Genomic DNA, 20,516 nt, shown 5'->3' with positions numbered 1-20,516 from the left:
CCAGGCGGCCGGTGGCCCGACGGCCGCGAGCTCGGGGCGGCCGGTGGCCCGACGGCCGTGGGCTCGGGCTCGGGGCGGGCGGTGTTCCGGTGGTCTCAGTAGACGAGGGCCTGGACGCCCTCACCCAGCACCTCTTCCACGAAGGTAGGGGCGCCCGCGATGCGGATGCCCTCGATCACGTCGTCGACCGTGATGTCCCGCCGGGCCGCGCACTGCGTGCACAGGGTCACCCTGCCCCCCGCGAGCACCGCGTCGAGCAGGTCCCCGAGCTGGGCGGCGTGCGGGAGGGTGAACTCCTTCGCCCGGCCGGGAAGGGCGAACCAGGCGGATTCGCCTGTCAGCCAGAGCGAGACGGGAACCCCGCTCGCCAACGCCGCCGCGGCCACCGTGAACGCCTGATTGCAGCGCTCAGGTGAGTCTTCGCCTGCGGTAACCTTGATCACCAGTGATCGTGCCATGCTCGAAGCCTATGCGGCCCGGTGTCACCGGCGCGAACCGTACCTGAGCGGCCCTAGGCTCGTTTCATGGACGTTCCCGAACTGCATTCCGACCTTGAGCCGATCGCCTTCCTCCTGGGCCGATGGGAAGGCGCCGGGGTCGGGGGGTATCCGACGATCGAGAGTTTCAACTTCGGCCAGGAGATCGTCTTCGGTCACAACGGCAAGCCGTTCCTGACCTACACCAGCCGCACCTGGCTGCTCGACGAGGCGGGTGACAAGGTCCGGCCGCTGGGCACCGAGACCGGTTTCTGGCGCCAGCTCCCCGGCCGCCAGCTTGAGGTGTGCCTGTCACACCCCACGGGCATCGTGGAGATCTACGTCGGCGAGGTGGTCTTCAACAAGATCGAGCTCCAGACCGACGTGGTGGCCCGAACCGCGACCGCCAAGGAGTACACGGCGGGCCACCGCCTATACGGGCTGGTCAACGGCAACCTGATGTGGGCGTACGACATGGCCTCCATGGGGCAGCCGCTCCAGTCCCACATCTCGGCCGAGCTCAAGCGGGTCGGTGACTTCGTACCCGACGAGGTGTGAGGTCCGCACCCGGGGCCGGGTGAGGTTCGTCCCCGACGCCGGGTGAGGCCCGGGTCTTCGCCCGCTGCCCGCGATGGGGTGCGGCGGGGCGCTGGTTACCCTCTGAGGATGAGCACCCCCTTCACCCCCGACGTGGTCGAGGCCATCAGGCGCCACATGAACGACGACCACGCCGATGACGCGCTGCTGATCTGCAAGGGCCTCGGCGGGCAACCCGAGGCCACCGGCGCGACGACGACCGGCGTCGACGCCGAGGCGATCGAGTTCGCCGCCGTGGTCGGCGGGCGGGACGTCACGGTCCGGGTCCCCTGGAGCACCACGCTGACCGAGCGCGCCCAGGTCCGCACGGAGGTCGTCCGCCTCTACCGTGACGCCTGCGCCGCCCTCGGCGTCCCCGCCCGCGGCGAGCACTGACCGGCGGATCCGCGTTCTCTCCCCGTTCTTCACACCGCTCGCGCGCCGGGCCGGATTCGGTGGAGGCGGTGATCCGGCATGGCCCGTGCCGCCCGGCCGTCGTTCGCCAGGGACCCTCCTTCCGAACGGGAACCGGGAAACGGGAGGAGCAGGTGGGCCGGTTGATGACGGTCCGGTCACTGTCGAGACCGATCGTGACGTTCGTGGAAAGCTCCCAAATACCAAAATTTCCTGAAAAGGAGGCGCGGTGAAACCACGAGCACTCGTACTGGCGCCGATGCGAGGCCAGGAGTGGAACCGCCTGAGAGAGCTGATCGACGTCCACTACGACCCGGCCGACCACCGTCCCCACCCGGCGGCCGAGCTCGCCAGGCAGCTCGCGGACACCGGCGCGCGCATCCTCATCACCGAGTCCGACGAGGTCGCCGGTCCGGTCCTGGACCTTCCCCTGCTGGTGGTGGGCTGCGCCCGTGGCGAGGCGGGGAACGTGGACCTCCCGGTCGCCACGGCGAAGGGCATCCCCGTCGTCTGCGCCCCGGGACGCGACGCCGACGCGATCGCCGAGCTCACCCTCGCCCTGATCCTCGCGGTGACCCGCCGGGTCGCGGTCGGCGACAGGGAGATCCGGCGAGGCATGGCCTCCTACCGGCGGTACCGCGCGTGGGAGCTCGCGGGCCGGACCATCGGCCTGGTCGGTTACGGGGTGGTCGGCCGCGCGCTGGCCTGGCGGATGAAGGGGCTGGGCATGCGCGTCATGGTCCACGACCCCGACGCGGCGGAGAACCGGTACGGGCTCGACGTCCTGCTGGCCCAGGCCGACGTCGTCTCCGTGCACGCCTCCGCGTCCGGGGGCCGGTCGGTCGGGGCGGCGGAGTTCGCCGCGATGAAGCCCGGATCGATCTTCGTCAACACCGCGGACGCGGCCCTGCACGACATGGACGCGCTCGTCGGAGCCCTGAAGGCCGGCCATCTCGGTGGAGCGGCCCTCGACCGGTTCACCGGGGAGTGGCTCGACCCGGCCCACCCGCTCGCCGACATGGACAACGTGGTGCTGACCCCGCATCTGGGCTCCGGAACCTACGACACCGAGATCAACCACACCCGGATGATCTGCGAGGACGTCGTCAGGGTCCTCGGCGGTGAGCGCCCGCTGCACTGCGCCAACCCCGGCTTCCAGGAGTGACGGTCTTGTAAAGGGACGGCTTCCGGAGGGGTGCTTCGCGGAAGCAGGACACTCCAGAAGGAAGGCGCTGGAAAGGGAAGAACCCCGGGCCACTTCCCCCTGCTCGGCAGGAGGGCCGGTGGACTACAGGCGGGATCGCCCGCCTCCGGCGGCCCGGGGTTCCGGTGATTGTCGTGGATTCGCCGAACGTCGCCTGACGCCCGGACAGAGTCCGGTCGCGGCGTCCTAGCGGACAGCCACCTCGCTAGCCCAACTATGATCAACCATCGTTCGGACCACCTCCTTTCGGCGTGCCTGTACGTTATGAAACTCCGCGCCCCCGGGGCAAATGAATTTTCCAGACCCGCCGCCGCCCACCAGAACCCGCCTTCTGACCAGCCCCGACGCGGCTCGACGAGGAGCCGGCGGGACGCCACGGCGGCCGGAGCCCGTCGTTCGACCGCCGTCGGCATCCTGTGCGGCTGTGGCCACTTCTAGCGATAATTTGATCACTTAAAGTGAACTACTTGCTATAGATGGATGGTACTATTCATCTATGAGGGCAATGCCACCTCTGCTGCTGCCTCTACTCCGCTCCAACGTTACAGGGGAGCTGCTCGCCTGGCTGTATCTACATCCAGAGAACGAGTATTCGATAACCGACCTCACCGCACGAACAGGCTCGTCCCAGGCGACGGTGAGCCGTGAGGTGGACAGGCTCATGGATGCCGGGCTGACCTCGGAGAGGCGACACGGCAACCTTCGTCTCGTTCGCGCCAATCCTGACACGATCGTCGCGCGGCCACTGACCGATCTGCTGGCGGTGACCTTTGGCCCGGCAGCCGTCCTGCCGCCTCTTCTTGAGCCGATCTCCGGCATCGACGAGGCTTACATCTACGGCTCCTGGGCTGCTCGATATGCGAATCAGGCCGGACCGCCGCCACGTGATATCGACGTTCTCGTCGTGGGATCCGCAGACGAGGACGAGCTCTACGACGCGGCGCGAGCGGCCGAACGAATTCTCGGTCGCGAGGTGAACATCAGCAGGATCTCCTTGGCGACGTGGACCGACGACGTGGACAACCCCTTCGTGGCATCCCTGCGAAACAAGCCTCTTCACTCTTTGATGCAGAAACGGGTCGTCCCATGAGATGGACGCAAGGACGCGACCAGGTCGACAGCATGCTGGCCTCGGGGCAGCTGGAGCGCGTCCCACCGAGCCGGGAACACGCGGACACCCTGCTGGCACAGGCTGGGCGGCATATCGAGCTCGCTCGCAGCGGCTTCAAAACGGACGCGACGGGAGCGTATCAACTTCTCTACGACGCCTCTCGAAAGGCCCTCGCGTCCATTCTGGAGAACCAAGGTCTGCGAGTCACCAGCAGAGGCGGTCACCTCGCCGTGCTGGACGCGGTCACCGCCCAGTTGGATCCTCCGCTCGGGCAGTCGCTCCGCTCGTTCGACCGGATGCGCCGCAGACGTAACAGCGCCGAGTATCCCCGCCCCGATACTCCGGAGATCACTCCCGAAGACGTCGTGCGGGACATGGCGAAGGCAGAGGAGTTCCTGGCGCTCGCCACCAAAGTGCTGGACCAGATGAGCCCCTACTGAAACGGGCCTGAGGGCTCGACTCCCGTCCGGCGATACGTGTTCAGGGTGCCTGGTGTGGTCGGGTCATGGGCCCCTTTCGAGCACCGGATCGTCGTTCCCTGGCCTCTCGGGCCGTAGGACGACGGGGAGAGCCCCGATGCTCATAGACTCTGGATATGACCGAGACGTCGTGGCATGAGGAACTGCGGGCACGCGGTTACCGGGTCACTCCGCAACGCCAGCTGGTGCTTGAGGCGGTCAAGGCCTGCGAGCACGCCACTCCAGAGGAGATCTGCACCCGGGTGCGGGAGACCGCGCGCGGGGTGAACATATCAACCGTCTACCGGACCCTTGAGCTCCTCGAGGAGCTCGGCATGGTCACCCACTCCCATCTCGGGCACGGCGCCCCCACCTACCACCTGACGGCCGAGGCCGATCATGTGCATCTGGTCTGCCGCGGCTGCGGGGAGATCAGCGAGGTCAGCCCCGACCTGGTGGAGAACTTCGTCGCCAACCTCGACCAGAAGCTCGGGTTCCTCACCGACGTGCACCACCTGACGGTCTTCGGCCGCTGCCGCAAGTGCCGCTGAGCCGCAGGGGAGGCCGTCGCCGGAGTACGTTCGCCGGGCCGCAGGGGGACCGGTGCCGGGGTACGTCACCGAGCCGCAGGGGGACACGCTTCTGCCTCTGTCCCGCCGAGCCGCCGAGGTGTGTCGTACGGTCCGGGACTCGCCGGGGGAAGAGTCGCCGCAGCCCTCTTTGGCGAGGCCTCGTAGGCTGTGTGCATGCGAAGCCCTCTGCTGGACACTCCCGGCGCGGTCGCGGCTGAGACCCCCGACGCCGACGTCGCCGGACACTACGGCGACCCGTTCGCCGAGCAGCGCGCGCTGCTCGCCGGGGAGGCGATGGTCGACCGGAGCAACCGCGAGGTCGTCCGGATCTCCGGCCCCGACCGTCTGAGCTGGCTCAACAGCCTCAGCTCGCAGAAACTCGACGATCTGCAACCCGGCCGGCCCACCGAGACGCTGCTGCTGGACGCCCAGGGCAGGGTGGAGCACCACCTCGTCCTCGTCGACGACGGCGAGGCGGTGTGGGCCCACGTCGAGCCGGGCACCGGCGCGGAGGTGGCCGCGTTCCTCGACAAGATGCGGTTCATGCTGAGGGTCGAGGTCGCCGACGTGACGGATCGCTACGCCGTGGTCTCCGTGGCGGGGGAGGCGCACCCCGACCTGCCCGAGGGCGCCATCGCCGTCGGGCGGGACATCCTGCTCCCGCGTGACCTGCTGGCCGGGCATCTCGGGCTGAGGCCCGCCGGGCTCTGGGCGTACGAGGCGCTGCGGATCGAGGAGCACCGCCCCCGCCTGGGCTTCGAGACCGACCACAAGACGATTCCGCACGAGGTGGGCTGGATCGGCACGGCCCTCCACCTCAACAAGGGCTGCTACAAGGGCCAGGAGACCGTGGCCCGCGTGCACAACCTGGGCCACCCGCCGCGCCGGCTGGTCTTCCTGCACCTGGACGGCAGCGTCGACACCCTGCCCAAGCACGGCGCCCCGGTGACCCTCGACGGCGCGGAGATCGGTTTCGTGGGAAGCTCGGCGCGCCATCACGAGCTGGGTCCGGTCGCGCTGGCCGTGGTCAAGCGGACCGTGCCGGTGGACACCACGCTGGAGGCCGCGGGAGTGGCCGCGTCCCAGGAGGTCATCGTGCCGCCGGACGCCGGGCGCAACGTCCAGATCGACCCGAACCTGCGCCGCCGCATCCGCTGACGGCTCACGCCTGACGGCGTCGCGTCCCGGGCGGGCCGCTTCCGGCCCGCCCGGATGCCGCCGTCATCGTTCCCGGCTGTCCGGCCCGCCCGGATGGCCGCTGTCCCGGTCCCGGGCCGCTCGGCCGTCCCGGGGCGCGCGCGTACGGTCCCGGGCGGTCAGATGTCCAGAACCAGGGTGATCGGGCCGTCGTTGGTCAGCCCGACCTTCATGTCGGCACCGAACACCCCTGTCTCCACGCGGGCGCCCAGCCCGCGCAGCTCGGCGCAGACCGCCTCCACCAGCGGTTCGGCGACCGGACCCGGGGCGGCGGCCTGCCAGGTGGGACGGCGTCCCTTGCGGGTGTCGCCGTACAGGGTGAACTGGCTGACCACCAGCAGGGGCGCGCCGATGTCGGAGCAGGACTTCTCGCCGGAGAGGATCCGCAGGCCCCAGAGCTTGGCGGCGAGCCTGGCCGCCTCGGCGCGCGTGTCGGTGTGGGTCACGCCGACCAGGACCAGCAGCCCCGGCTCGTCGATCGCCCCGACCGTCACGCCGTCCACCACCACCGACGCGGAACTCACCCGCTGTACGACCGCACGCATGCCCCCATCATCCCGTGCTCCCGGGCATCTCTAGACTTCGGGCGAAAGGAGACAAAGGTGTCTGCTGAGTCATTGTTGGTCGAGGTCGTCCGCTCGGGGTTCGTGGAGTCCACCCACCGGGCGCGGATGCTCGCGGTGGCCGCCGACGGGTCGCTGGTGCGAGTCCACGGGGAGGTGGACGCGCTGGTCTCGCCGCGCTCGTCCATGAAGCCCCTGCAGGCGCTCGCCATGGTCCGCGCCGGCCTCGCTCTGGAGGGGGAGCTACTCGCGCTGGCGTGCGCGAGTCACGCGGGGGAGCCGTTCCACGTGGACGGGGTACGGAGGATCCTGGCCGGGGCCGGGCTGGACGAGAGCGCGCTCGGCTGCCCGGAGGACCTGCCGGAGGACGTCGCCTCCCGCGACGAGGTGCTGCGCTCCGGAGGGAACCGGGCCAGGGTCTACATGAACTGCTCGGGCAAGCACGCGGCGATGCTCGCCACCTGCGCGGTCAACGGCTGGCCGCTGGAGACCTACCTCGATCCGGCGCATCCGCTGCAGCGGGCCGTGCGCGCCACGGTCGAGGAGCTGACCGGCGAGCGCGTCGCCGCCAGCGGGGTGGACGGTTGCGGCGCCCCGCTGTTCTTCGTCTCGATGCTGGGCGTGACGCGGGCGTTCCGCGCCCTCGTCCGGGCCGACCCGGGCACCCCGGAGCGCCGCGTCGCCGACGCCTTCCGCGCCCACCCCGAGTGGACGTCGGGGACCGCCCGCCCCGAGGCCCGGCTGATGCGGGCGGTCCCCGGGCTGCTGGTCAAGGCCGGGGCCGAGGCGTTCGACGCCTTCGTCTTCACCGACGGCCGCTCGGGAACCGTCAAGATCGAGGACGGCGGCCAGCGTGCCCGGGTCCCGGTCACCGTCGCGGCCCTGACCGCTCTCGGCTTCGAGGCTCCCGGGCTCGACGAGTTCGCCGCCGGGGTCCTGCTCGGCGGGGGGCGCCCGGTGGGCGAGATCCGCGTCAGGTAGCCGCCGCGGATTCGCGTACGGCGGTCCTCACAGGGAGCGGAACTGGCGGGTGGTGGAGATCGCCCCGGAGGTGGTCATGGTGAAGGTCCGCATCGAGTCGGCGAACCTGGACAGGTCCCACTCGGCCGGGCCGTGATACCAGTACAGGTGGTCGGCCTGCTGGCCGTTGCCGGTGACCGAGGAGACCACGCGGGCCCAGCGGTCGACGCTGTCGAAGATCACGGCGTAGGGCAGGTAGCGGGAGAACAGCTCCACCCGCTGGGCCACCGGGACGTCCCCGCCGATGTCGGCGCCGGACAGATACTCCCTGAAGCCCAGGGTGTGGGCGAGGGCACCCGCGCCCTTCGCGGTCTTGGCGGGCATGTACTGGCCGCCCACGGCCAGGGCGGCGCCGGCGATGATCAGAGCCAGGCCGAGCACCCCGTAGGTGGTGAACCAGGCCAGCGCGACGGTGGCGAGGACGCCGAGCCCGGTGAGGACCACGCCGATGGTCGTCCAGCGGGTGCGGACGGTGTCGGGGCGGCGGGCGAACCAGCCCTGCGTGACCACGTCGCGGTAGAGCGCCTCGCGGACCTTGCCCAGTTTGGTCCCGAACGATCCCTTGAGCTCCGACAGCAGCACCGCGTCGTGGCCGTCGAAGATGGCGTCGTAGAGCTCCCGCTCGTAGGGCATCAGCGAGGCGACCTGGGCGGCGGGCATCCGTACCAGCCTCCAGTCGGGGGTCTCGTACGTCTGCCGGGGCTGCTCGTCGATCCTGAGGTAGCCCCGGACGGCCAGGTCGACGATCGTGGCGGTCACGTCGATCACGTCGGCCTGCTCGTCCATGAGGGTGCCGATCTGGCCGGGGCGGACGCCGTCCGGCGGGGCGAAGTGACCGTTCTCGACACCGCTGAGCGAGCCCGACTCGTGGCCGACCACGCGGGCGTCGCGGCCCCGGGTCCAGTAGAGGAGACCGAGGCCGCCGAGTAGCAGGAGCAGCAGACCGGCCAGCGCGCCGCCGGTGACGGCGTTCAGGGTGAAGGCGTTGGACAGCTCGAAGCGGCGCTCCAGGATCGGCGCGCCCTTGGTCGCACCGGTGGGGTAGCCGACGACCACGGTGAGCACCTCGCCGGTGCCGAGGTCCTGCTGCCCGAACTCGGCGGTGACGCCCGTGTGGTCCATGGAGGCCTCGGTGCAGGCGATCGCCGAGCTCAGGGGTCCGGCGAAGCACGACAGGTTCTGCATGGTGGCCGGCCCGCTCACACTGACCTTGGCCTGCTCGACGGGGACGGACCAGGCGCCCACCGCGTACCACCGCAGCTCCTGGGCGTCGGCCAGCGGCGTGACGGCGCCCTGGACGTCGTACTCCAGGGTGGCGCTTCCGGTGCCCTTCAGGGTGATGGTCTCGCCGGTCAGCGTGGCGTCGCCCTTGAGACCGGTGACCCGGTAGAGCCGGTCGCTGCTGTCGTCGTAGCGGGTCCGGTCGACGAGGTCGCGCGACGGCGCGTCACCCTCGAAGACGACCTCCTCCTTGACGTGGAGCACGCCGTCCTGCCGGAGCTCCAGCTGGACCGTCGTGCTCGTCACCTTGCCGGCCTGCGCGACCTGCCCGGCCTGCGCGACCTGCCCGGCCTGCGCGACCTGCCCGGCCTGTGCGGGCTGTGCGGCCTGTGCGAGCCGGGTGCTCTGCCCGGCCGGGGAAGGTCCCGCCGCGGCCCGCCAGGCCTGGGAGGGCTCCGCGCCCGGGCCGCTCGCCGGTGCCGAGGACGCGAGAGCAGGGGACGCGCCGAGGGCCAGCGCGAGGATGGCCGTCGCGGCCAGGCTTCCGGCTGCTCGGCGGGAGAAAACCGTCCTGCGCGGGAAAGCCGTCCTGCGCGAGGAGGCCGTCCTGCGCAGGGCAGTCGCTCGGCGCGAGGAAGCCGCTCGGTACGAGAAAGATGCCGCCATGTGTCGGGAGCTTAGCGAGATCCACCGGCCCGTGATGGCCCACCGCGTATCCATTTTTTCCCGCTCATAAACCCATATGTGTGTATATCCGCTAGATTGCCGCCCGGAGATCCACTCTTTGGAGAGGCGGTCACATGCGCCCACGGGGGTCGAACCCGCTGGCCTTCGGCGTACTCGGTGTTCTCGCCCTGGCGTTCGCCATGGTCGTGGTGATCGCCGGTCTTGCCGGTGAGGAGAAGGCCGAGGTCCCCGCCGGCCCCGGAACCGCACCGGTGGCGACGGGAAGCGCACCCCCTCGGCAGACGGGGGACACCGAGATCACCACGCCGGACTTCACCCCGCCGGAGAAGCTAGACCTCGGCTCGCTGGGCGGCGTCGAGATCGCGCCGGTCGCCGCGGCGCGGAACATGGCCGTCGACCTCCGCTACATGCGGCGCTCGGACACCACGGCCCGGCTCAAGCGCAACCCGCTGTACGGCACGGGCCTGATGCGCCGGACCACCTGCCGCGCCCCGCGGCCCTCGACCCAGCCCCGCGACATGCTGGCCTATCTCAACGCCGTCACCGACTGCCTGGAACGGGCGTGGTCGGCGAAGTTCTCCCAGGCGGGCGCGGTCTTCCTCCCGGCGCGCAAGGTCTACTGGGCCCGTCCGGGACGAGGCCCCTGCGGGACCTACCCCGACAACTCCGCCTCCGCCTACTACTGCCCGTCCAACCGGGGCATGTACATCGGCCTGAGCCATGTGATCGAGCAGAGCGGCGACGTCGACCCCGCCAGGAACCACGTGCCCTACCTGGCCGTGCTCGCCCACGAGTACGCGCACCACGTGCAGAGCATGGCCGGCATCGGCGGAGCCTGGTGGTGGGAGGTCTCCAACAAGTCCCGTGCCGCCCAGGACTCCCACTCCCGCCGCCACGAGCTCCAGGCGCAGTGCCTTTCCGGGGCCTTCATCCGTACCGTACGGGAGCCGCTGGGTGTCACCGCCGCCCGCTGGCAGGAGGTCCTGCGGACGGAGTTCGGGCGCGGCGACGACCAGAACGGCAACCCCCGGCGCGACCACGGCAGCGGCGAGCACTACGCCGCCTGGCTCCACCAGGGATGGAAGTACGCCAGGATCGCCTACTGCAACACCTGGTCCGTCGGCCCCTCCGATGTGAGCTGACCCACCCTCGCCCTGTTCCCCCGCCTGGGCCCGGTGGGACGGGGCCCGGACCGTCACGGTCCGGCGGTGCCGCTCCGATCCGGTGGAACCGCCGCGGCCCGGGCGATGCCGTCGCGGTCGGCGAGCCGTCCTGATCCTGGGCGGCCGGGCCGGAGGCGCGGGTCCGATCGTGTCGTGTTCATGAGGCGGAGTCGCCGCGATCGGCGGCGGACATCTGCAATCATGTCGGGAGTCCGACGTTTCCCGAGGTGGCATGCGCGCGCCCGTACGTAGACGACCGTGGACGCTCGCGGTCGCGTTTCTTGTGGCGATTTCCTGCCTTATTTCGGGATGCAGCCTTGGCGGTGGCGCGGCCACGCCGCCGGCCACCGGCACGGACCTCCCGCCCGCCTCACCGCTCCCGGCCCCGCTCGTCATGATCGTCGGCGATAGCTTCACGGTCGGATCGGGTCCCGTACGGGCATGGGACGGCTACGCGGCCAGGGTCGCGCGGGAGCTGGGCTGGCAGCTGATCACCGCGGGCGCCGCGGGAACGGGCTTCGTCAACCCCGGCCGGGTGGGCCGGACCTTCGAGGACTCCTTCGTCAAGGAGCTCTCCTGGCGCCCCGAGCCCAACATGCTGATCATCTCCGGCGGGCGCAACGACCGCCGGATCGGAGCCGCGAGGGTCGAGAACGCGGCCGTCCACCTGCTGGAGCTGGTCAGGCGGCGATGGCCGCACACCAGGATCGTGCTGGTCGGCCCGATCTGGATGACCAAGGCTCCCCGGTGGGCCCACGACGTGCGGGAGGCCGTCCTGCTCGCCGCCGACCGGCAGGAGGTGCCCTTCCTCGACCCGTTCGAACCCCTCGGCTCGCACGGCCGGGGCTGGGGTCGCGGAGCGGTCCTGCCCGACGGCGTCCACCCGACCCTCACCGGCCACGTACGCCTCTCGCGCTGGATGGTCTCCGCGCTGCAGAAGTACGGCATCGAGGCGCGTCCTTCCTGAGAGCACGGGACAGGTCGGCGGAAACGGCGCGCCCGGGAAAGCCAGGGAAGCCCCGGGAAGCCCGGGAAGCCCGGGAACAGGTGGACGTCGCGCTCGTCCCGGCACCGTCTTCCGCCGCCTGAGCCGAACGCGGAAGCCCGTCCTCGGCCCGGTTCTCCCGGCCCCGTCCGTCGGCGCGATCTTCATGGACCACGGCCCTCGATAGCACATAAGGGACATTTCGCCATAAAACTACACTTAAGTGTTCGGCGCTCACCATAACCCGACAATCGCAGTGTAAAAGGATTGAATTATCGTTTATGGGCACAGAGTGCAGGAAAGTATGACAAGCGGGGATGGGTCATATCTATCCATCGCTAATGATTTCCGACTGATCCAGAAATGTCGGCAATCGGGGTAATTGAACCTTTCGAGGGGAAAAGCAATGCCCAAGTTCAAGAGTGTTATCGCAGGGCTCGCGTTCAGTGTGGCGCTGACCGGCGGGGTTGTCGGAGTAGGCGCGGCGACCACCGTCGCGAGCGCCGCCACGACGACCACCGCCGTCACCGCCGCGGCCTTCCCGACCTGGGGCGGGGGTGGCTGCCGCCGCGGCTGCGGCGGCGGCTGGGGCGGCTGGGGACGGCACGGCGGAGGCGGCCGCCACCGCGTCAAGGTGCGGATCAACAACCACAACCACAACAACAACTACCTGTCGAACAGGAACAGCAGCGGACGCTTCGGGTTCGACGACTGACCGGATCTCCCGATCGCCGGAGCACGCTCGCGACCTGATCCGGGCGCGGCGCGGGGGAACCCCCGCGGCCGGTGTGAACCGGCCGCGGGGCCGCGGCGAGACCGCCGGTGACGGCGGCCTCGCCGTCGGCGTGCGGCCGGAGGGGCGGCTCGGCCGAACAGGTCCAGGGAGCCGCCGGGTACGTCTAGGAGAGGGTGGGGGTGGGCGGGGCGCTGGTGCCCGACCAGGTGCCGATGAAGCCGAAGACGACGGATCCCCCGGCGGGGACGGATCCGTTCCAGGCTGCGTTGGTGAAGGTGAAGACCGGGGGAGTCGCCGAGAGGGTGGAGCTCCACGACTGGCCGATGTTCACGCCGGAGGGGTAGGTGAGGACGGTTCGCCAGTCGGTGACGGCCGAGGCGCAGCGGACGATGACCTCACCCTGGAAGCCGCCCTGCCAGAAGTTGCTCGTACGGTATGTCGAGGTGCAACCGCCCGGCGAGGCCGGGGTGGTCGTGAAGGTCGCCGCCGCCGAGGCGGCGGAGGTGTTCCCCGCCGCGTCGCGGGCGACGACGGTGACGCTGTACGCGGTCTGCGGGGTGAGCCCGGTCAGGGTGATCGAGTTGATCGCGGACGAACCGAGCTTGGTGGTCCCCCGGAAGACGTCGTAGCCGGTGACCGCGCGGTCGTCGGTGGAGACGGTCCAGGACAGCCGGGCGCCGGTCGAGGTGATGTCCGAGGCGGCGGGGGTGCCGGGGCGGGTCGGCGCCTGGGTGTCGGGGGTGCCGGTGCCGCCGTAGATCGTGGCCTCGACGGAGGTCTGCGCGATGCCGTTCGCCCCGTTGAACAGGCGCTGTCCCCAGGTGGTGAGCCTGGTGACGTCGAAGTTGGTCACCTGGTCGAGATACTCGACGCCGCCGCCGTTGCCGCTCCACGACCAGCCGAGGTAGCCGACCCCCCTGGCCTGCGCCTGGGCCATGATCGTGTCCTCGTCGGGGTTGCCGTCGGAGTGGTCGAAGCCGAACTCGCCGATCACCAGCGGCAGCCCCGCCGTCTGGAACGCCTGCAGGTAGGAGGTGACCTCGGCGGCCGTGTCGAACACCCCGTACATGTGGACGGAGAAGACCGTGTTGCGCTGCGGGTCGGCGGCGGCGACCGTGGCCGCGTTGTCGCGCATGGTGAAGTTCCAGTCCTGGCCCCAGTTGGGCGCGTCCACCATGATCAGGTGCTGGAACCCGTTGCTCCGCAGCCGGGTGATCGCGGCCGAGGTGGCCTGGGTCCAGCCGGGGGTGGTCGCGTTGTTGCCGAAGGGCTCGTTGCCGATATTGAGGACGACGTAGTCCTCCTGGCCGGCGATCGCGCTCTTGACGCTGATCCAGTAGTCCACGGCCTGGTCGAGGGTGTACGCGCCGCTCTGCTCGCCGTACCCGGTGGTGTCATGATTTTCCAGGACACAGATGAGCTTGTTCTGCTTGCAGAGCGAGACGACGTTCGCCACGTCGGCCGCGCCGTTGGCGGTCCACCGGCCGCCGCTGAGCACCACCCTGACGGTGTTCGCGCCCAGCGACTTGATGTCCGCGAACGAGCCGGTCTGGGTCGCGTACCAGGTGTGCGCGTGGCTGGTCCCCCGCATGACGAACGCGTCGCCGTTCGCCTCGAGGATCCGCGTACCGCTCACGTGGAGGCCGACGGCGGCATGGGCGGGCGGTATGGAGAGGAGGAACGGGAACAGGAGCGCCGCGAGCAGCGCCAGTCTGGTGCGCATGACATACCTCGGTTGGGGGGTGCCCGGCCGGGCGGAGGGGTCGTCGCGCCCGGCCGGGGCGATGAGGCGTCCGGGGAAGGAGCGGACGCCTGGACAGCGGGGAGCGGGGCTCCGGTTCGCGGTGCGGGCCGACAGGGTGAGGGGGCTGTTCCGCCGGCCCACGGAGTGTTCCGCCGGCCCACGGAGTGTTCCGCCGGCCCGCGGTGCGGGCCGGCGGAACGGAGGTCAGCCGGTGGTGCAGGCCACCGGGGCGGGGACGCCGTTGGTGCCGTTCTGGCTCGCGGTGAAGCCGAAGGACGTCGAGGCGTTCGGGGCGAGCGTGCCGTTCCAGGCCAGGTTCCTGACCGACACGTCCGCTCCCGTCTGGGTGTGCGCGCCGCTCCAGAGCTGGCTGATCGTCTGGCCGTTGGGGAACCTCCAGGTCACCGTCCAGCCGGTGATCGTCGAGGTGCCCTCGTTCTTGACGGTGACCTCGCCCTGGAAGGCGCCCTGCCAGTCTCTGATGACCGTGTACGTGGCCGTGCAGCCGCCCGCCGGGGCCGTCGTCGTGGTGAACGCGGTGCTCTCGGAGGCGGTGGAGGAGTTGCCGGCCGCGTCCTTGGCCACCACGGACACGGTGTACGCCGTCGCCGGGGTGAGCCCGGTGAGGGTGTGGGAGGTGCCGGTGGCGGTGGCGACCTTCGTCGTTCCCCGGTAGACGTCGTAGCCGCTGACGCCCACGTTGTCGGTCGAGGCCGTCCAGGTCAGGGTGGCGCCGGTGGCGGTGATCGCCGAGACGGCGGGCTTGCCCGGCCGCGACGGGGCCTCGGTGTCCTCCTCCGGGGCCGTCGTCGTGGTGAACGCGGTGCTCTCGGAGGCGGTGGAGGAGTTGCCGGCCGCGTCCTTGGCCACCACGGACACGGTGTACGCCGTCGCCGGGGTGAGCCCGGTGAGGGTGTGGGAGGTGCCGGTGGCGGTGGCGACCTTCGTCGTTCCCCGGTAGACGTCGTAGCCGCTGACGCCCACGTTGTCGGTCGAGGCCGTCCAGGTCAGGGTGGCGCCGGTGGCGGTGATCGCCGAGACGGCGGGCTTGCCCGGCCGCGACGGCGCCACGGTGTCCGCCGGCTCGTCGCCGGGCGGGTTGCCCCACACCTTCGTGGTGCCCGCGTAGACCGTCATGTTCTGCGCCCGCACCGGGGTCGCGCCCGGCGTGGTGGCGATGCCGGTGTACGACCAGTCGTTGGACGGGTCCCACGTCCCGGTGCTGGCGATGCGGAACTGCACCTCGCGTCGGTGCTGCGACTGCCCCGCCGGGGCGATCGAGGTGTTCGAGCAGTCGATGGTGACGTAGTAGGTCTTCCCGGACAGCAGGGTCGGCCCGGTCGGGGACTTGCACTGGTTGTAGGCGGACGTCACGGAGACCTGGCTCGCGGTCGTGCTGCCGTCGAGGGTGAAGTAGTAGCGGAACGAGCCGTCGGTCAGCGAGCGGGCCGGCCAGGCCGACTGGTTCCGCACGATGGCCTTGATCTCGGTGAACGCCGAGCCGGAGGCGTTCACCCCGGCCTCCACGAAGATCTCGGGGCCGTCGGGGGTCTCCGCCACGGGGAAGTTCGCGGCGGGGGCCCCGCCGTACTCGCGGTAGAGGCGGGCGAGGGCGCTGGTGAAGCCCGCGTTGTAGTCGGTGGCGACCTCGTTCATCACGTAGTCGTCGCGCTTGTCGGTGTAGGCGTCGTTGGGGTCGGGCGGGCCGCCGACGAGGGCGCCGTACAGGGTGTGGCGGGTCTCGACCGGGTTGGTCATCTGGTCGGTCCACGAGCCGTGCGCGGTGCGGTGGTGCGGGTTCTTCGGCGGGTTCGCGCCGAACCCGATCATGTACGAGGAGTTGCGCGGGTTGTCGCCGAGCGCGTAGTTGATCTGCCTGACCGCGAAGTCGTGATATCTCGCCTTACGCGTCGCGTCGGTGATCGAGTCCGAGTGGACCAGCGCCGCGAACGAGGTGTTGGCCGCGTAGCGCAGCGACCCCCACCGGTCGAGCACGGCCTGCCCGCCCGGGGAGTACCTCACCCGCTGCCCGTTGACCCCGACCGTCCAGAAGTCGAGCCAGCGGTTGGCGTCGTCGAGATACTTCTGCTTGCCGGTCAGCTTGTTCAGCAGCACGTAGGCGCCGTAGGACTTGTCGTCCCAGGCGATCGTCCACTTGTAGGACTTCGTGGTGGACTGCGGCTCGGTGCCGAGGTTGTCGTAGTACGACTCCGCCTTGGCGAGGTAGGAGGCGTCCTGGGTGGCCCGGTGCAGCCAGATCGCGCCCCAGACGAGCTCGTCGTTGTAGCCGCTCCACGACTGGTAGTACCCGGACGCGTCGGTGATGCAGTCGCTGTACTTCTTCCGCACGGTGTCGGCGAAGGTGTAGAGCTGCTTGGCGTGCGTCACCAGCGTGTCGGCATAAGTCGGATTTGTTGGGCGGAAGACGATCGACGAGGCCGCCATCGCCGCCGCCGTCTCCCCGGCCAGGTCCGACCCGCCGCACGAGGCGTCGATCTTGTACGCGGGCCGCTCCATCTGCATCGCCTCGGCCGGGCCCCACCAGGCGTGGTCCTTGCCGCCGTTGCCGACCTGCCCGTACAGCACGTTCGCCGACGGGTGGGCCTTGATGAAGTAGTCGTTGACGAACTTGAGGTTGTTCAGCAGGTGGGTGAGCTGCCCGGAGGAGGCGTACGCGTCGCGGTACTCGACCGCGCCCCAGGCCAGCATCGTCGCGCTCGCCGCCATCGGCAGGCCGAACTTGACGTGGTCGCCCGCGTCGTACCAGCCGCCGGTCAGGTCGAGGCCGACGTCCTGGCCGTCGCCGAGCCCGGACGGACCGCGCCAGCTGACGCGGTTCCAGCTCGGCAACGCCCCCGACTGCTGGGCCTCGTAGAACCAGATGGACTTCTGCAGCGCCTCGCCGTACGCGAAGGCGGGCGCCGCGGCCTGGGCGCCGGTGGCGGGCACCGTCACCGGCACGGCCGCCAGCGCCAGCAGCGCGAGCGCCGCCAAGCTTCTCTTCATGGGGGGTGTGCCTCTCGCAGGTGGTGCTCGGGGCGTGGCAGCAGGTCAGGGGTGCCACCACGCCCCGAGGTCTCAGGGGGTGGAGCCCGGGTCAGGTTCGGCTCGGGCTCGGATCGGGCCCGGGTCCGGCCCGGGGGAGAGCCGGACCCGGGGACGGGGGGTCAGGGGAAGAGGCGGCCGTACTCGGCGAGGGCGACGGCGACGTCCACCTGTGCCCAGAACCGGTGGTAGTTGAAGGACGGCGCGGGGCCGGTGCCCTTCAGGTAGGCGTCCACCTTCGGCCAGTCCGGGTCGTTCTTGTAGAAGGACCGGATGGACATGAAGGTCGAGCTGGAGTTGATCGTGTCGCCGTTGGGCATCTTGCCGGTCCAGCCCGGGGGCACGTAGACCGGGTCGTTGAGGCGGCTGTAGTCGGCCTTGGTCTCGGTGACCGACACGCCCTTGGCGTCCTGGTTGTTCCTCCACAGGCCGTCGAGCAGGCCCTTGGCGACGGCCTTGGCCGTGGCGTTGCCGGACTTGGCCGCGTAGTACATCAGCACCTTGGCGTACGAGCCCGCCACGCCCACGTCGGTCGTGTAGTCCCTGATGCTCACGTGCAGCCCGGAGTTGGTGCCCGGGTTGCTCGGGTTCCAGGTGTCGGGCTGGCCGGTCCACACCAGCGTCGAGGGGATCTGGTAGGTCCCGTCGGCGTTGATCGTGGTGTTGTCGGTGGCCCACTTGACCCACTTGTCCAGCACGATCTTGGCGTCGGCGTTGCCGGTCGCGTAGTACAGCTCCGCAACCCGCTCCATCGACCACGCCTGGAAGCCGAACCACTGGTTGGACGGCGGGTCGTGGTAGACCGGCTGCCAGTCGTAGGCCATCCCGTAGAAGGTGGGCAGCGTCGACGGCGGGGCCGCGTAGTGGCCCTGCCAGCTGTTGGTGGCGCCACCGGCGATCGCGCCCTCGGTCGACTGGAGCCAGCGGTAGAACTCCATCTGCCGCTTGGTGCTGGTGGTCCAGTCCTGCACGGCGGTCGCGCCCTTGGGCTTGAGCGCGTCCACGCTGGACAGCACCCACGCGGCCATCGGGTTCTGGTAGCCGGAGTGGTTGTGGCTGGAGCCGATCCGCCAGGCCCAGCCGGCGGAGGTGTCGTAGGCGCCGCCCCAGGCGTAGTACCAGCTCAGCAGGTAGGCCGAGCTGTCCTTGCCGGTTCCGGCCGGGCACGAGGTGCTGGTGCAACCCTGCTTCTTGAAGTACTTGTCGTACATCGCGTAGCGCAGGTAGTCGCCCATCTTCGCGGCCTTGGAGATCGTGGACGAGACCTGGGCCTCCTTGCCCTGCTCCTTGGCCCAGGTGTGCGCCCAGTAGGCGACCTGGACGGCGCGGGCGTCGGCGTCGGGGGCGTTGGTGTACTTCCACTGCTTGGCGTAGGAGCTGTCACCGGTGAACAGGTCCAGGAACCCGTTCGGGCCGCCGTGCTTGAAGGTGTCGCAGGACGGCTGCGGGATGGTCTCGAAGACCGACTCCTCCGGGCCGCGCTGGTAGGTGTTGATGTACGCGGGCTTGGTGGTCCCGTCGCCGCAGCGGCCGAAGCCGTAGGTGTTGTCCACGTCCAGCAGCCAGTGCATGCCGTAGACGTCGCTGGTGCCGTACGCCGTCTTGAGCTCGTTGGCGATCGGGTCGACGCCGACGCTCACGCCGCTGTCCAGCCTGGACGGGTACTGCTTGATGTCGTCCCACTCACCGGCGTACGTGGCGGGCTTGGACGGGTTGTAGTTGGCGTTGGTCGGCTGGTCGGCGGTGGCCGGGATGATGTACTTCTCCATCGAGGCCCAGGCCTCGTTGAACTTGGTCCAGTCGCCGGTCACCTTGCCGTACGCCGCCTCCAGCCACAGGTAGTAGCTGTAGGCCTCGGAGGTGGTCTCGTGCCCGTGGTCCGGAGCCTCGACGAGGAAGGTCTCGACGGAGTGGTAGGGCACGCCCTGCGGCGAGAAGTAGCCGTTCGCCGGGTCCTTGATCTTGTTGTACATCTCGGTGAAGCGCTGGATGTACTCGTTGTCGCCGCCGGTCGAGTCGTTGTCGACCTCGGTGGCGGTCGCCTTGGCCGCGGTGTGGCCGGTGGCGGTGGAGGTGAACTCGGCGCTGTCCGAGGTCTCGTCGGCATCCTCCGCCGCCTCGACCCGTACCGTCTGGGCCGTGTTCCAGTTGGCGGTGGTGAAGGTCAGCGACGCGCCGGAGGCGACGGTCAGGTCGGTGTCGCCACTCGTCCTGGCGGTCGTCACGGTGACGTTCGCGGACGGGGCCTTGGAGAGCTTGACCGCGAGGTTGGCCGAACCGCCCTCGGGGACGGCGATCGTGGCCGGGGTGACGACCACGGCGGGGGCCGAGTCGGTGGTGGCGGTGATCCCCACCGGGGCGGAGGTGGTGACCGCGCCCTTGTCGTCGGTGGCCCTCGCGGTGATGGAGTAGCTCCCGGCGGCGACGCCCGTCCAGTTGTAGGCGTACGGCGCGGTGGTGTCGGTGCCCAGCAGCGTGGTGCCGTTGAAGAAGTCGACCTTGGCGACGGTGCCGTCACTGTCGGCCGCGTTCGCGGTGATCGGCACGGTCGCGGGCGCGGCGAAGGTGGCCCCGGCCGCCGGACTGGTGATGCTCACCGTGGGCGGCTGGTTGACGGGGGTGCCGCCGCAGGTGGTGCCGTTGATCGTGAAGGCGTCCGGCTTGGGGTTGGAGCCGGACCAGGTGCCGTTGAAACCGATGCTGGTCGAGGCGCCGGTGGCCAGGTTGCCGTTCCAGGCGAGGTTCCGGGCGGTGACGGCCTGGCCGCTCTGCGCCCAGGTGGCGCTCCAGCCCTGGGAGACCCTCTGGGTGGTCGTCGGGAAGTTGAACCCGAGGGTCCAGCCGGTCAGCGGGTCGCCCAGGTTCTTGATCGACACGTTGGCGGTGAAGCCGCCCTGCCAGTCGTTGGTGGTGTACGTCACGTCGCAGGAGACGGCGGCGATGGCCGGGGAGGCTGCCAGGGCGGTGGTCGTCCCGGCCGCCAGGCTGAGCAGCGCCAGCGCGGCGATCCGTCTCCGGAAGCGTGGGAGCGCTCCCGCTTTGATGGGGAACAAATGCATGAAATGGGCCTCCGTGAGTGGGGATCGATGCGAAGTCGCTGGTGGTGGCGCCGCATCGGATCAAGCAAGGGAGAGAGGGGGTGGGAGCGCTCCCATAAGGGATTCTGGAGACGGTGAACGGGATGTCAATGGCATGCGCCCCCGGTTACGCCGATGTTTCGCGGCCCATGCCGCCAGGCTGCTGCGATCCGGACGGCCTTTTTCGCGAACCATGAAAGTTTCATGACTTTCGATCTTGCCAGCCGAGTGCTTGCTTGTGGATGCGCGTTCCGGCCCTCCCGGCGG

Annotated in this window: 17 protein-coding genes; 11 read left to right on the top strand and 6 right to left on the bottom strand. The window is 70.0% G+C overall.

What is annotated here, in order from left to right:
- Positions 1–95 precede the first annotated feature (95 nt).
- The gene (locus tag ACTOQ2_RS13150; protein ID WP_355622372.1) at positions 96–458 is read right to left on the bottom strand and encodes a DsrE family protein; all 363 of its coding nucleotides are present in this window, start codon (positions 456–458) and stop codon (positions 96–98) included.
- A gap of 66 nt (positions 459–524) precedes the next feature.
- Here ACTOQ2_RS13150 and ACTOQ2_RS13145 point away from each other — a divergent pair, with 66 nt between their 5' ends.
- From ACTOQ2_RS13145 to ygfZ, 7 genes are all read left to right on the top strand, one after another.
- The gene (locus ACTOQ2_RS13145) at positions 525–1,034 is read left to right on the top strand and encodes an FABP family protein (RefSeq protein ID WP_440099848.1); all 510 of its coding nucleotides are present in this window, start codon (positions 525–527) and stop codon (positions 1,032–1,034) included.
- 108 nt (positions 1,035–1,142) lie between these two features.
- Positions 1,143–1,448, top strand: a complete 306-nt coding sequence (locus tag ACTOQ2_RS13140) for a DUF2470 domain-containing protein (RefSeq protein ID WP_440099847.1) — start codon at positions 1,143–1,145, stop codon at positions 1,446–1,448.
- A 247-nt stretch (positions 1,449–1,695) separates the two neighbouring features.
- Complete coding sequence (locus ACTOQ2_RS13135; RefSeq protein WP_440099846.1) at positions 1,696–2,631, top strand: NAD(P)-dependent oxidoreductase; 936 nt, start codon at positions 1,696–1,698, stop codon at positions 2,629–2,631.
- A gap of 535 nt (positions 2,632–3,166) precedes the next feature.
- Positions 3,167–3,760 (top strand): hypothetical protein, encoded by a 594-nt coding sequence (locus ACTOQ2_RS13130; RefSeq protein ID WP_440099845.1) that lies wholly within the window; start codon positions 3,167–3,169, stop codon positions 3,758–3,760.
- Positions 3,757–4,221 (top strand): hypothetical protein, encoded by a 465-nt coding sequence (locus tag ACTOQ2_RS13125; RefSeq protein ID WP_440099844.1) that lies wholly within the window; start codon positions 3,757–3,759, stop codon positions 4,219–4,221. Before ACTOQ2_RS13130 ends, ACTOQ2_RS13125 begins: the two co-directional genes overlap by 4 nt.
- Positions 4,222–4,376: 155 nt before the next feature.
- The gene (locus ACTOQ2_RS13120; RefSeq protein ID WP_440070433.1) at positions 4,377–4,790 is read left to right on the top strand and encodes a Fur family transcriptional regulator; all 414 of its coding nucleotides are present in this window, start codon (positions 4,377–4,379) and stop codon (positions 4,788–4,790) included.
- A gap of 195 nt (positions 4,791–4,985) precedes the next feature.
- Positions 4,986–5,969: a CAF17-like 4Fe-4S cluster assembly/insertion protein YgfZ gene (gene ygfZ / locus ACTOQ2_RS13115; RefSeq protein ID WP_440099843.1), complete on the top strand. Its 984-nt coding sequence runs from the start codon at positions 4,986–4,988 to the stop codon at positions 5,967–5,969.
- Between the two features lie 158 nt (positions 5,970–6,127).
- Here the strand turns inward: ygfZ and dtd are convergent, their stop codons facing one another.
- Positions 6,128–6,553: a D-aminoacyl-tRNA deacylase gene (gene dtd / locus ACTOQ2_RS13110; protein WP_344746920.1), complete on the bottom strand. Its 426-nt coding sequence runs from the start codon at positions 6,551–6,553 to the stop codon at positions 6,128–6,130.
- Positions 6,554–6,610: 57 nt separating this feature from the next.
- On the opposite strand from dtd, the gene ACTOQ2_RS13105 reads away from it, so the two are divergent.
- On the top strand, positions 6,611–7,552 hold the full coding sequence (locus ACTOQ2_RS13105) for an asparaginase (protein WP_440099842.1): 942 nt from the start codon (positions 6,611–6,613) through the stop codon (positions 7,550–7,552).
- 27 nt (positions 7,553–7,579) lie between these two features.
- On the opposite strand, the gene ACTOQ2_RS13100 is transcribed toward ACTOQ2_RS13105, so the two are convergent.
- Complete coding sequence (locus ACTOQ2_RS13100) at positions 7,580–9,478, bottom strand: DUF2207 domain-containing protein (protein WP_440099841.1); 1,899 nt, start codon at positions 9,476–9,478, stop codon at positions 7,580–7,582.
- Positions 9,479–9,612: 134 nt separating this feature from the next.
- On the opposite strand from ACTOQ2_RS13100, the gene ACTOQ2_RS13095 reads away from it, so the two are divergent.
- The 3 genes from ACTOQ2_RS13095 to ACTOQ2_RS13085 all read left to right on the top strand — a co-directional run bounded on the left by ACTOQ2_RS13095 (position 9,613) and on the right by ACTOQ2_RS13085 (position 12,362).
- Positions 9,613–10,641: a neutral zinc metallopeptidase gene (locus ACTOQ2_RS13095; RefSeq protein WP_440099840.1), complete on the top strand. Its 1,029-nt coding sequence runs from the start codon at positions 9,613–9,615 to the stop codon at positions 10,639–10,641.
- A 415-nt stretch (positions 10,642–11,056) separates the two neighbouring features.
- Entirely contained in the window at positions 11,057–11,629 is a 573-nt protein-coding gene (locus ACTOQ2_RS13090) for an SGNH/GDSL hydrolase family protein (protein ID WP_440099839.1), read from the top strand.
- A 424-nt stretch (positions 11,630–12,053) separates the two neighbouring features.
- Positions 12,054–12,362 (top strand): hypothetical protein, encoded by a 309-nt coding sequence (locus tag ACTOQ2_RS13085; protein ID WP_440099837.1) that lies wholly within the window; start codon positions 12,054–12,056, stop codon positions 12,360–12,362.
- A 184-nt stretch (positions 12,363–12,546) separates the two neighbouring features.
- On the opposite strand, the gene ACTOQ2_RS13080 is transcribed toward ACTOQ2_RS13085, so the two are convergent.
- The 3 genes from ACTOQ2_RS13080 to ACTOQ2_RS13070 all read right to left on the bottom strand — a co-directional run bounded on the left by ACTOQ2_RS13080 (position 12,547) and on the right by ACTOQ2_RS13070 (position 20,231).
- Entirely contained in the window at positions 12,547–14,106 is a 1,560-nt protein-coding gene (locus ACTOQ2_RS13080; protein ID WP_440099836.1) for a cellulase family glycosylhydrolase, read from the bottom strand.
- Positions 14,107–14,331: 225 nt separating this feature from the next.
- Positions 14,332–17,133, bottom strand: a complete 2,802-nt coding sequence (locus ACTOQ2_RS13075) for a glycoside hydrolase family 9 protein (protein WP_440099835.1) — start codon at positions 17,131–17,133, stop codon at positions 14,332–14,334.
- 161 nt (positions 17,134–17,294) lie between these two features.
- Positions 17,295–20,231 carry a glycoside hydrolase family 48 protein gene (locus ACTOQ2_RS13070; RefSeq protein WP_440099834.1) on the bottom strand — a complete coding sequence of 979 codons (2,937 nt, stop codon included), beginning with the start codon at positions 20,229–20,231 and terminating at the stop codon, positions 17,295–17,297.
- Between the last annotated feature and the right edge of the window lie 285 nt (positions 20,232–20,516).

Origin of the sequence: Streptosporangium sp. H16 (assembly GCF_051918855.1) — a bacterium.
In the GTDB taxonomy this organism is placed as follows: Bacteria; Actinomycetota; Actinomycetes; order Streptosporangiales; family Streptosporangiaceae; genus Streptosporangium.
The sequence above is the reverse complement of the archived record's forward strand: the minus strand, read 5'-3'. Positions and strand labels throughout refer to the sequence as shown.